Source organism: Streptomyces natalensis ATCC 27448 (genome assembly GCF_000935125.1).
GTDB lineage: Bacteria > Actinomycetota > Actinomycetes > Streptomycetales > Streptomycetaceae > Streptomyces > Streptomyces natalensis.
Map to the genome: position 1 here is coordinate 136,235 of NZ_JRKI01000010.1, position 11,819 is coordinate 148,053.

General features: G+C 72.4%; 12 protein-coding genes. 9 read left to right on the plus strand and 3 right to left on the minus strand.

What is annotated here, in order from left to right; all coding sequences use genetic code 11:
- Window positions 1–301: 301 nt before the first annotated feature.
- On the minus strand, window positions 302–2,098 hold the full coding sequence (locus tag SNA_RS09005) for an AMP-dependent synthetase/ligase (protein ID WP_044364238.1): 1,797 nt from the start codon (window positions 2,096–2,098) through the stop codon (window positions 302–304).
- 292 nt (window positions 2,099–2,390) lie between these two features.
- On the opposite strand from SNA_RS09005, the gene SNA_RS09010 reads away from it, so the two are divergent.
- The 6 genes from SNA_RS09010 (at window position 2,391) to SNA_RS09035 (ending at window position 7,406) form a co-directional block, all read left to right on the plus strand.
- Window positions 2,391–3,167 carry a metallophosphoesterase family protein gene (locus SNA_RS09010; RefSeq protein WP_030071645.1) on the plus strand — a complete coding sequence of 259 codons (777 nt, stop codon included), beginning with the start codon at window positions 2,391–2,393 and terminating at the stop codon, window positions 3,165–3,167.
- Between the two features lie 168 nt (window positions 3,168–3,335).
- A complete protein-coding gene (locus tag SNA_RS09015) occupies window positions 3,336–3,815 on the plus strand; it encodes an SRPBCC family protein (RefSeq protein ID WP_030071647.1) in 480 nt (159 codons plus the stop codon).
- Between the two features lie 2 nt (window positions 3,816–3,817).
- Entirely contained in the window at window positions 3,818–5,032 is a 1,215-nt protein-coding gene (locus SNA_RS09020) for an ArsA family ATPase (RefSeq protein ID WP_044364240.1), read from the plus strand.
- Window positions 5,033–5,095: 63 nt separating this feature from the next.
- Window positions 5,096–5,572, plus strand: a complete 477-nt coding sequence (locus tag SNA_RS09025; RefSeq protein ID WP_044364243.1) for a DUF5304 domain-containing protein — start codon at window positions 5,096–5,098, stop codon at window positions 5,570–5,572.
- Between the two features lie 98 nt (window positions 5,573–5,670).
- Window positions 5,671–6,612, plus strand: coding sequence for an ROK family glucokinase (locus SNA_RS09030; RefSeq protein WP_030071656.1), 942 nt, complete (start codon window positions 5,671–5,673; stop codon window positions 6,610–6,612).
- A gap of 74 nt (window positions 6,613–6,686) precedes the next feature.
- Window positions 6,687–7,406 (plus strand): endonuclease/exonuclease/phosphatase family protein, encoded by a 720-nt coding sequence (locus tag SNA_RS09035; protein ID WP_044364332.1) that lies wholly within the window; start codon window positions 6,687–6,689, stop codon window positions 7,404–7,406.
- 16 nt (window positions 7,407–7,422) lie between these two features.
- Here the strand turns inward: SNA_RS09035 and SNA_RS09040 are convergent, their stop codons facing one another.
- Both SNA_RS09040 and SNA_RS09045 read right to left on the minus strand, forming a co-directional pair.
- The gene (locus SNA_RS09040) at window positions 7,423–7,995 is read right to left on the minus strand and encodes a hypothetical protein (RefSeq protein ID WP_030071659.1); all 573 of its coding nucleotides are present in this window, start codon (window positions 7,993–7,995) and stop codon (window positions 7,423–7,425) included.
- A complete protein-coding gene (locus SNA_RS09045) occupies window positions 7,982–8,779 on the minus strand; it encodes an alpha/beta hydrolase (RefSeq protein WP_030071661.1) in 798 nt (265 codons plus the stop codon). Before SNA_RS09045 ends, SNA_RS09040 begins: the two co-directional genes overlap by 14 nt.
- A gap of 243 nt (window positions 8,780–9,022) precedes the next feature.
- On the opposite strand from SNA_RS09045, the gene SNA_RS09050 reads away from it, so the two are divergent.
- From SNA_RS09050 to SNA_RS09060, 3 genes are read left to right on the plus strand one after another with little or no spacing between them, the layout of a single operon-like run.
- Window positions 9,023–9,790: a lysophospholipid acyltransferase family protein gene (locus SNA_RS09050; protein WP_030071662.1), complete on the plus strand. Its 768-nt coding sequence runs from the start codon at window positions 9,023–9,025 to the stop codon at window positions 9,788–9,790.
- Between the two features lie 29 nt (window positions 9,791–9,819).
- The gene (gene macS / locus SNA_RS09055; protein WP_078969781.1) at window positions 9,820–11,094 is read left to right on the plus strand and encodes a MacS family sensor histidine kinase; all 1,275 of its coding nucleotides are present in this window, start codon (window positions 9,820–9,822) and stop codon (window positions 11,092–11,094) included.
- Window positions 11,095–11,126: 32 nt separating this feature from the next.
- Window positions 11,127–11,771, plus strand: a complete 645-nt coding sequence (locus tag SNA_RS09060) for a response regulator (RefSeq protein ID WP_044364333.1) — start codon at window positions 11,127–11,129, stop codon at window positions 11,769–11,771.
- The last annotated feature ends 48 nt before the right edge of the window (window positions 11,772–11,819 follow it).

Genomic DNA, 11,819 nt, shown 5'->3' on the forward strand with positions numbered 1-11,819 from the left:
CGCGGGGCTGTTCGGCAGCGGGACCGGGCCTCCGAACTTCGTCCTGCGGCCCGGCCCCTCCCCGTTGGGGGTGGAGAAAAACCAGTGGGGGTGCACGTAGTCGATACGCGCACCCCCACCGGCCTTTTCACCCCCACTCACGGGAGGGGTCGCGCCGCAGGACGAAGTCCGGAGGCGTGGCACCGCACCCGTACAAACCCACGCCCGCCGCAGGCGCAACGGCGAGAGACTCCTACGGCGGGAAAGCCGAAAAAGTGGGGCCCAGGCAAAGCGCAGCGGACGGGTGGGGAGAAACCCCGCGCTACGCGCGGTATAGCGACTCGATTTCCTCCGCGAAGTCCTTCGCCACGACGTTCCGCTTCAGCTTCAGGGACGGGGTCACATGCCCCGACTCCTCCGTGAACTGCGTCGGCAGGATGCGGAACTTTCGGACCGACTCGGCCTTCGAGACGGCCGCGTTGCCGTCGTCCACCGCGCGCTGGACGGCGGCCAGCAGCTCGGGGTCCTCGGCGATGTCGGCCGGGGCGACATCGCCCCGGTGGCCGTGTTCCTCGGCCCAGCGGGGGAGGAACTCCTCGTCGAGGGTGATCAGCGCGCCGATGAAGGGGCGGCCGTCGCCGACGACCATGCACTCGGCGATCAGGGCGTGGGCGCGGATACGGTCCTCGATGACCGCCGGGGCGACGTTCTTGCCGCCCGCGGTGACCAGGATTTCCTTCTTGCGGCCGGTGATGGCGAGGTAGCCGTCCTCGTCGAGGGTGCCGATGTCGCCGGTGTGGAACCAGCCGTCGGAGAGGGCCTCTTTCGTGGCGGTGGGGTTGTTCCAGTACTCGGTGAAGAGGTGCTCGCCGTGCAGGAGGACCTCACCGTCGTCGGCGATCCGGACGACGGAGCCGGGCAGCGGCTGGCCGACCGTGCCGATCTTCTGGCGGTCCCAGGGGTTGAAGGCGGTGGCCGCACAGGACTCCGTCAGGCCGTAGCCCTCCAGGGCGGTGAAGCCGATGCCGCGGTAGAAGTGGCCCAGGCGCTCGCCGAGCGGGGCGCCGCCCGAGATGGCGTGGGTGGCGCGGCCGCCGAGGACGCCGCGGAGCTTGCCGTAGACGACGCGGTCGAAGACCTTGTACTTGAGCTTGAGGCCGAGCGAGGGGCCGCCCGCGCTGTCCAGCGCCCGGCTGTACTCGATCGCGGTGTCGGCCGCCTTGTCGAAGATCTTGCCCTTGCCGTCGGCCTGCGCCTTGGCGCGCGCCGAGTTGTAGACCTTCTCGAAGACGCGGGGGACGCCGAGGATCATGGTCGGCTTGAAGGACGCCAGATCGTCGGTGAGGTTCTTGATGTCCGGGGCGTGGCCGAGGCGGATGGGGGCCATCAGCGCGGCCACCTGCACCATGCGGCCGAAGACGTGCGCGATGGGCAGGAAGAGCAGGACGGACGCCTCGCCCGTACGGAACAGGGGGCGCAGGCGCTCGACGATGTTGCCGCACTCGGCGAAGAAGCTGCGGTGGCTGAGCACACAGCCCTTGGGGCGGCCGGTGGTGCCGGAGGTGTAGACGATGGTGGCGGGCGAGTCCGCATCGGCCATCGCGCTGCGCTCGTCGACCTGTTCGTCGGTGATGTCCTCGCCCGCGGCCCGCAGCCGGGAGACCGCATCCCGTTCGATCTGCCAGATGTTCTCCAGGTCCGGCAGCCGGTCGCGGACGGCCTCCACGGTGGCCTCATGCGCCGGGGACTCCACCAGACAGGCCACCGCGCCCGAGTCGCCGAGGATCCACTGGATCTGCTCGGCGGAGCTGGTCTCGTACACCGGGACGGTGATCGCGCCGGCGCTCCAGATCGCGAAGTCCAGCAGCGTCCACTCGTAGCGGGTGCGCGACATCAGGCCGACCCGGTCGCCGGGCTTGACGCCCGAGGCCATCAGGCCTTTGGCGACGGCGCGGACCTCGGCGAGGAAGGCGGTGGCGGTGACGTCCTGCCACCGGCCGTTCACCTTGCGTCCAATGACGGCAACATCCGGGTGCTGCGCGGCATTTCGGCGGATGAGATCCGTCAGATTGCCGTCGGCAGGGACCTCGTACAGGGCCGGAAGGCTGAACTCGCGCAAGGTGCTGCTCCTCATTGGCGCCGGTGCCACGACGCTGTGTGAACACCGGTTGCGGTCCATGATCTGCGGGGGAGTGGACTGCCCGGACGTTACCCACCGGTATCGCTTTTGGGATAGGGGGTTACGGCCAGATGTTTGATGCGTCACACGCTTTACAAGGGGATTACGACACGCCTTACGACACGCCTGGGGACTGCTCCGCGCAGACTAGTCCAGCACGATGCCGACCCGAAAGTAACCCCAGGTCGCGACCGCCCTCCCGGCATCTGCCCCGGGCATCTAGGGTGGCGCCATGCGTGTGCATGTGGTCAGTGACGTCCATGGCAACAGCAGCGGTCTGGCCGCCGCGGGAGAGGGTGCCGACGCCCTGGTCTGCCTCGGTGACCTGGTGCTCTTCCTCGATTACGCCGATTACTCGCGCGGCATCTTCCCCGACCTGTTCGGCGCCGACAACGCCCGCGCCCTGGTCGAGCTGCGCACCGCCCGCCGCTTCGAGGAGGCCCGTGACCTGGGGCGAAGGCTCTGGGGAGAGGTGACAGGGGCGGGCCGCAGCCGCGAGTCCGTCATCGAGGACGCGGTGCGAAAGCAGTACGCCGAGCTGTTCGCCGCCTTCCCCGCTCCTACGTACGCCACCTACGGGAATGTCGATATTCCGCGACTGTGGAAGGAGTACGCGGGGGAGGGCGTGACCGTCCTCGACGGGCAGCGGGTCGAGATCGGCGGCTGGGTCTTCGGGTTCGTCGGGGGCGGACTGGCCTCCCCCGCGCGCACCCCGTACGAGATCGGGGACGAGGAATACGCCGCCAAGATCGCCGCGGTGGGGGAGGTGGACGTGCTGTGCACCCACATTCCGCCCGAGGTGCCCGAGCTGTGCTACGACACCGTCGCGCGCCGCTTCGAGCGGGGAAGTACGGCCCTGCTGGAGGCGATTCGCGCCACCCGGCCCCGTTACTCCCTTTTCGGGCACGTCCATCAGCCGCTGGTCCGCCGGATGCGGATCGGCGCCACGGAGTGCGTCAACGTCGGGCACTTCAACGCGACGGGGACGCCGTATGTCCTTCAGTGGTGAATCCGGAGGCGGGGAGCGGATCCGGCCGCGCGTCCGCCGCTTCGCCCCCGCGCGGTAGCCTTCAGCAGCACAGACACGGAGTTGACGGGCTTTACGGGCTTGACGCGAGTCGGCGGACCCGGTCGGCGGACCGCGCATCGGCATGGAAGGCATGGAGGAGTCACGGCGATGGCCGAACACACCAGCTCAAGCATCACGATCGAGGCGGCGCCCGCCGAAGTGATGTCAGTGATCGCCGACTTTGACCGCTATCCGGAGTGGACCGGCGAGGTCAAGGAGGCGGAGGTGCTCGCCAAGGACGACCGCGGCCGCGCCGAGCAGGTGCGCCTGGTGCTCGACGCCGGGGCCATCAAGGACGACCACACCCTGGCCTACACCTGGACCGGCGAGAACGAGGTCGCCTGGTCGCTGGTCAAATCGCAGATGCTGCGCGCGCTGGACGGCTCCTACCGGCTCGCGGCGGTGCGCGGCGGCGCCGCCACCGAGGTGACCTACCGGCTCACCGTCGATGTGAAGATCCCGATGCTCGGGATGATCAAGCGCAAGGCGGAGAAGGTCATCATCGACCGGGCGCTGGCCGGTCTCAAGAAGCGCGTGGAGAGCGGGTCCGCCGAGGGTTCCGCCGCCGACGAGGGCAAGAAGCTCTGAGCGTGCAGACCCTCCTGTTCACCGGCCCCGGCGGCGCGGGCCGCACCACGCTCGCCGCCGCGACCGCCCTGGCCGGCGCCCGGCGGGGAGCGCGCGTCCTGCTGCTGACCACCGGCGGCGAGACGGCCGAGGCCGTACTGGGCACGGCGCCGGCCGCGGATGCCGCGACCCCGATAGCCCCCGGCCTGCACGCCCGCCGCATCGACTCCGGCGAGCGCTTCCGCCAGGAGTTCCTCGCCTTCCAGGAACGCGCCGGAGCCGCCCTCGATCTGCTCGGCGCCGCCCCCCTGGACGAGGACGAACTCACCGAACTCCCCGGCTCCGAGCCCTTCGCGCTGCTGCACGCCCTGCGCACCGAGCACGCCTCGGGCGCCTGGGACCTGCTCGTCCTCGATATGCCGCCGGCCGCCGAAACGATCCGGCTGCTCGCCCTGCCCGCCCAGGTCCGCCGCTATCTGCGCCGCCTCCTGCCGCCCGAACGCCAGGCCGCCCGCGCCCTGCGCCCGGTGCTCGCCCAGCTCGCCGGGGTCCCGATGCCGGCCCAGAAGCTGTACGAGGCCGCCGGCCGCTGGGAGCACGAACTCGCCGCCGTCCAGCGGGTGATCGAGGCGCCGGGCACCCGCGTCCGCCTGGTCACCGACCCCGGCCCCCTCGCGCTGGCCCAGCTGCGGGCGCTCCGCGCCGGGCTGGCCCTGCACGGCCGCCACACAGACGCCATCGTCGTCAACCGGCTGCTGCCCACCGGCTCCGCCGACCCGTTCCTCGCCGGCCTCTCCGGCAGTCAGCAGACCGCCCTGAAGGCGCTGCGCGAGGAATTCCCCGATGTGCCGGTGCACGAGGTGCCGCACCTGGGCCGCGACCCGCAGGGCGTCGACGAACTGGACGAGCTGATCGACGGGCCCGCCGGCGAGATCGGCGACACCGGGCCGGGCGGCGACTCCTGGACCATGGAGGACCGCCTCGCCACCGACGGCATCCTGCTGTGGCGGGTCCCGCTGCCCGGCGCCCGCCGCGAGGGCCTCGGCCTGGTGCGCCGCGGCGACGAAATCGTCGTCACCGTCGGCCCCTTCCGCCGCATCCGTACGCTGCCGTCCGCGCTGCGCCGCTGCTCGGTCTCCGGCGCCGGACTGCACGGCGGCGTCCTCGACATCCGCTTCACCCCCGACCCCGGACTGTGGCCCCAGAGCGGTGCGGCCGGCCCCGGGGAGAGTTCCTGAACGGCGTACCACCATTCGGGTAACGTCGGGAGTAGCCCGCCGCTGGAGTCCACGGAGACCACCATGAGTGATGCCACCGAGCGCCCCGCCGACCGTACGGACGGCCACGACGCCGATGCCTGGGAGACCGCCTGCGCCGAGGACCTCGCGGCGGAGCAGGCCCGCCGCCGCGGCCAGTACGGCCCGCCGCCGGGCAGCGCCGCCGACGAGCTGCGCAAGCTCGCCGAGGCCGTCACCGACAAGCTCGCCGGGATCCAGCTGCCCGGAGCCCTGGGCGGCATCGCCGCACAGAGCGCCGTCAGCCAGCTGTTCCGGCAGGCCAAGGCCGCCGTCGAGCCGGTCATCGAGCGCAACCCCGATGTCTTCGACCATCTCGCCGCGGCCGGATCCGAACTCCTCGCCGCCTACCGCTCCGCCGTCGAGCGCAGCGAACGCCGCTGGACCCGCGACGGGACGGACGGGCGCCCCGAGGGCCGCTCCACCGACCCGCGCGACGACGACGGCGGCCCCACCGGCACCGAGCGGATCGACCTCGACTGACGTCCCGCCCCCGTCAGCGGCGACGAGGACACGGAAGGCGGTCCCTCCTCCGGTACGGTTGATCCCGGCGGGGAGCCGAGCGAAAAACTGAGGGACACATGGGACTCACCATCGGCGTCGACATCGGCGGCACGAAGATCGCGGCCGGCGTGGTCGACGAAGAGGGCTCGATCCTTGAGACGTGCCAGGTACCGACCCCGCAGGCCACCGACGCCCTGACCGAGGCGATCGCGGACGCGGTCCGCACGGTCGGCAGCGGCCACCAGATCGAGGCGGTCGGCATCGGCGCGGCCGGCTATGTCGACGAGAAGCGGGCCACGGTCCTCTTCGCGCCCAACATCGACTGGCGCCACGAGCCGCTCAAGGACAAGGTCGAACAGCGCGTCGGCCTCCCCGTGGTCGTCGAGAACGACGCCAACGCCGCGGCGTGGGGCGAGTACAAGTTCGGCGCCGGACAGGGCCACAGCGACGTCATCTGCATCACCCTGGGCACGGGCCTGGGCGGCGGCATCATCATCGGCAACAAGCTGCGCCGCGGCCGCTTCGGCGTCGCCGCGGAATTCGGCCACATCCGGGTGGTGCCCGACGGCCTGCTGTGCGGCTGCGGCAGCCAGGGCTGCTGGGAGCAGTACGCCTCCGGGCGCGCCCTGCTGCGCTACGCCAAGCAGCGCGCCTTCGCCACCCCCGAGAACGCCACGGTGCTGCTCTCGCTCGGCGACGGCACCCCCGAGGGCATCGAGGGCAAGCACATCAGCGCCGCCGCCCGCCAGGGCGACAAGGTCGCCATCGACTCCTTCCGTGAACTGGCCCGCTGGGCCGGTGCGGGCCTGGCCGACCTCGCCTCGCTCTTCGACCCGTCCGCCTTCATCGTCGGCGGCGGCGTCTCGGACGAGGGCGAGCTGGTCCTCGACCCGATCCGCAAGTCCTTCCGCCGCTGGCTGGTGGGCAACCAGTACCGCCCGCACGCCCAGGTCCTCGCCGCCCAGCTCGGCGGCAAGGCCGGTCTGGTGGGCGCGGCCGACCTGGCGCGCCAGGGCTGAGAGGCGCGGTGGCTGAGCACCCCCGACTTCTCGCGAGCGCCACCGGCGAGGGCCCTGCGCCCGACACCGGTGACGTGAGCGGCTCGGCGGTCATCCGGGTGCTCAGCTACAACATCCGCTCGCTGCGCGACGACCGGGCGGCGCTGGCCCGGGTCCTCCGTGCCTGCGCCCCCGATCTCGTCCTGGTCCAGGAGGCGCCGCGGTTCTTCCGCTGGCGCAAGGCCGCCGAGCGGCTGGCCCGTTCCGCCGGGCTGGTCTACGTCACCGGCGGCGCCACGACCGCCGGCCCGATGATCCTCTCCACGCTGCGCGCCCATGTGGAGCGCACCGAGGACATCCTGCTGCCGCGCACCCGCGGCCTGCACCAACGCGGTTTCGCGACCGCAGTGGTGCGGATCGCCGGTGCCCGGCTGGGCGTGCTCAGCTGCCATCTCAGCCTCGCCGACGCGGAGCGCCACGCGCAGGCCGGGCTGCTGCTGGAGCGGCTGGTGCTGCTGGACGCGCCGTACGCGGTCGCGGGCGGGGACCTCAACGACCGTCCGGACGGCCGGAGTTTCCGGCGGCTGGCGGGCGCGCTGACGGACGCCTGGGCGGCCCGGCCGCGGGGCGGGGAGATGACCTCCACGCCCCGGGAGCCGTATCAGCGGATCGACGCGGTCTTCGTCAGCGAGGGCGTCGAGGTGCTCGGGTGCGGGGTCCCGCACGGGCTCCCCGGAGTGCGGCAGGCGGACCTGGAGGCCGCCTCCGACCATCTGCCGGTGCTGGCGACCCTGCGGGTACCGGCCGCGGCCTAGGGGGCTCAGTGGCGGCTCACACCACCGCGCCCCCGCCCGGCAGGTCGTCGTCGTCCCCGCCGTCGTTCTTCATCCGGCCGACCAGCGTGGCGAAGCCGCCGAGGAAGCCGCCGATGCCGAGGACGGCGATCCACCACGTCACCGGCTGCTGGATGATCACCATCGCCACCAGCAGCAGCGGCCCGCCCAGTACGGCGATCCAGGCGAACTTCGTGGTGACGTCCGCCTGGGGCAGCGGGGGCGGCTCGGGCGGGGTGAAGTGCCCCTCGTCCGTTGCGTCGAAGTCGTCGTCGGACGCCTCGGCGGCGGACCAGTCGCGCGGGCCCACACCGGGCGCGAAGACGATGAACGAGCCCGGACGCGCGCCCGCGGCGCCCTTGCCGGTCTTGGTGTCCGTACCGGCCGGGCCCTCGTCCATGGCGTCGTCCCCCGCTTCGTCCCCCGCGTCGCCCTTGTCCGGGCCCGTCCTCGCCGGGCGCTCGTCCGCCGTCGGGAACTCCGGCTGCTCGCCGTAGCCCGCGACGATCTCGGCCCAGGCGGCCTCCTCGTCCAGCGGATCCCGGGGGTCGCGGGGGCTACGCTCCGCCACGGGCCGCCGCCTCCTCCGCGGCGCCGCCCGGCGCCGCCTCGGCCGCGAGCCGGGTGATGAAGGCGACCGTCTCCGCGCCGATCTTCTCCGCGTCGTGGTCGAGCGTGGCGACGTGGTAGCTGCGCTCCAGCAGCAGATGCCGCACGTCCGTGGAGGACACCCGGGCCAGGATCCGCTCGGAGTCCGCGGGCGGTACGACATGGTCCTGGGGGCTGGTCATCACCAGCAACGGCTGGGTGACGCCGGGCAGTTCGGAGTCCACCTGCTGGAAGAAGCGGCGCAGCGAGTAGGCGGCGTGCAGCGGCACCCGGTCGTAGCCGACCTCCTCGGCGCCCGGCTTGGCGATATCGCTGGCGATGCCCTTCGTGGTCCGTACGAGATGCCGCAGCACCGGAAGCAGCCCGGCCGCGGCATCATGGACCTTGTTGGCAGGGTTGACCAGGGCCACGCCGCTGATCGCGGTGCCGTGCCGGGCGGCCAGGCGCAGCGCCAGTGCGCCGCCCATCGACAGGCCGCAGACGAAGACCTTGGTGCAGCGCTCGGTGAGCGCGCGCAGCTCGCGGTCGACCTCGGCGTACCAGTCCTGCCAGGTGGTGATCTGAAGGTCCTGCCAGCGGGTGCCGTGCCCGGGCAGCAGGGGCAGGGCGACGCTGAGCCCCTGGTCGGCCAGATGCTCGGCCCAGGGGCGTACGGACTGCGGGGAGCCGGTGAAGCCGTGACAGACGAGCACGCCGACCTCTCCGCCGTCACGGCGGAACGGCTCGGCTCCGGGAAGGAGCGGCACCGGGGAACTCCGATCGATAAAGGGGCCTGGTGGGTTACCTCAGCGTACGCGGAGCGACGCGGAGCGGATAGATCCGGCGGCCACCGCGCGGCTCGGGTGTGCCCCACCCGGCCCGGCCGTTGGGCCCGCGCCCCATTCCGCACCGGATCGGGCCGTCGCAGCCCCGCCGCGGCAAGCGGGGGGCCGGGGCAGGTTAAGGTCTTTGCGTCACACACAGGAGGCAGTCGGTTGATCTACGGCGCAATGAAGTTTTCCATCGGCGGGTCGCTCAAGCTTGCGTTCCGCCCCTGGGTGGAAGGCATCGAGAACGTTCCCGCCGAGGGTCCGGCGATCCTCGCGAGCAACCATCTGTCCTTCTCGGACTCCTTCTTCCTGCCCGCGGTGCTCGACCGCAAGGTCACCTTCATCGCGAAGTCCGAGTACTTCACCTCCCCGGGGATCAAGGGCAAGCTGACCGCCGCGTTCTTCAAGGGCGTGGGCCAGCTGCCCGTTGACCGCTCGGGTGCCCGCGGCGCGGGCGAGGCGGCCATCAAGAGCGGCATCGAGGTGCTGGAGCGCGGTGAGCTGTTCGGCATCTACCCGGAGGGCACCCGCTCCCCGGACGGCCGGCTCTACCGCGGCAAGCCGGGCGGTCTGGCACGGGTCGCGCTGGCCACCGGGGCGCCGGTCATCCCCGTGGCGATGATCGACACCGAGAAGGTGCAGCCCCCCGGCAAGATCGTGCCGAAGATGATCCGGCCGGGCATCCGTATCGGCAAGCCGCTGGACTTCACCCGTTACCAGGGCATGGAGGGCGACCGCTTCATCCTGCGGTCGGTCACCGACGAGGTCATGTACGAGATCATGAAGCTGTCCGGCCAGGAGTACGTCGACATCTACGCGACAGCGGCCAAGCGGCAGATCGCCGACGCGGCGAAGGCGGCGGAGGCGCACAAGAAGGCGGAGGCGGACGCCAACAAGGCGGCCGGCAAGCCCGCCGAGACGGGGAAGGCCGAGGCGGCCGGGGCCTAGCGGCGCCCGGCGAGGGGTGGGGGGCCGGCATGACGGATGCCGATATAGGGACGGTGAGCGGCGCCGCCAGGCGCCACGGCAAGCGCCCGCCAAGGGTGTTGCGGATGTCCGTCGAGCTGCCGCTGTGGCGGGCGCTCACCGGCTACCGCATCCTCACCCTCGGCTACGTCCTGTGCCTGTTCGCGCTCTCCTACCAGCAGTACGCCCATCCGCTGGGCGCCGCCGCGTACATGGCGGCGCTCACCGTCTGGATGGGCTTCACCTGGCGGTGCACCACCTCCGCGGAGCGCTGCACCCGGCACTTCCTGCTGGCCGACCTCGGCTTCGCGGTCGGCGGGATCCTGCTGACGCCCCTGGTGGACACCCACGCCCGCATCATGGACGGCGGGCCCACGCTGCCCTCCATCTGGACGGCGGGCGCGGTCCTGGGCTTCGCGATCAAGCGCGGCTGGCGCTGGGCCGCGGTGGCCTCCGCCCTGGTGGCGGTCACCAACCTCGCCGAGCGCCAGGACCTGGCACGCGACACCATCCACAACGTCGTCCTGGTGTGGGTGGCGAGCGTCGCCATCGGCTATGTCGTCGAGGTCGCCCGCGCCAGTGAGCGCACCCTGGCCCGCGCCCTCCAGATAGAGGCCGCCACCCGCGAACGTGAGCGGCTGGCCCGCGACATCCACGACAGCGTGCTCCAGGTGCTGGCGATGGTGCAGCGGCGCGGCGCCGCGATCGGCGGCGAGGCGGCCGAACTGGGCCGGATGGCCGGCGAACAGGAGGTCGCGCTGCGCACGCTGGTCTCCGGCGGGCTGATGCCGCAGCGCACCGCGCAGCCGCCGGTGCAGCCCGCCGCGGCCCCGGTCACCGCCGCGCCGCGCACGCCGGACGGCGGCCCGTGCGACGTCCGCGCCCTGCTCGCCCCGTACGCGGGCGCCGGCGTCACCTTCTCCGAACCCGGCGCCCCGGTGGAGCTGCCGGGTGCCGCCGCGGCGGAGCTGGCGGCCGCTGTCGGTGCCGCGCTGGACAATGTACGGGTCCACGCCGGGGCCGGTGCCCAGGCGTGGATCCTGGTCGAGGACGAACCGCAGGCGGTGATCGTCACGGTCCGCGACGACGGCCCCGGCATCCCCGAGGGCCGCCTCGCCGACGCCGAGCGCGAGGGCCGCCTCGGGGTGGCCCTGTCGATCCGCGGCCGGCTGCGGGAGCTGGGCGGCCGCGCCGAGTGGATCTCGGTCCCCGGCCAGGGCACGGAAGTGGAGTTGACGGTTCCCAAGGGCACGCAGCCCAAGGGCAGGGGGAAGGCGAGAGCGTGAACGACCGGACGGGCCCCACGGGCCTGAAGGTGATGGTGGTCGACGACCACCCGATGTGGCGGGACGCGGTCGCGCGGGATCTGGCCGAGGCCGGGTTCGAGGTGGTGGCGACGGCCGGCGACGGCCTCCAGGCGGTGCGCCGGGCCCGTGCCGCCGCACCCGATGTGCTGGTCCTCGACCTCAATCTGCCGGAGCTGCCCGGCGTCCAGGTGTGCAAGGAACTGGTCGGCTCCCTGCCGGGGCTGCGGGTGCTGGTGCTCTCCGCCAGCGGTGAGCACGCCGACGTCCTGGAGGCCGTCAAATCCGGTGCGACCGGCTATCTGCTGAAGTCTGCGAGCACCGGGGAACTGCTCGACGCGGTGCGCCGTACGGCCGTCGGCGACCCGGTCTTCACCCCCGGCCTGGCCGGTCTGGTCCTGGGCGAATACCGCCGCCTGGCCACCGAACCGGCCCCCGCCACACCGGACGAACCGGGCGCCCCGCAGCTGACGGAGCGGGAGACCGAGGTGCTGCGCCTGGTGGCCAAGGGCCTCTCGTACAAGCAGATCGCCGAACGCCTGGTCATCTCGCACCGCACGGTGCAGAACCACGTCCAGAACACCCTCGGCAAGCTCCAGTTGCACAACCGCGTGGAGCTGGTGCGCTACGCCATCGAGCGCGGCCTGGACGACGCGTAGGGCCGGTCGAGGGCCTGCCCGATGGCGCGTGCACCGCCAGGGGTTCCC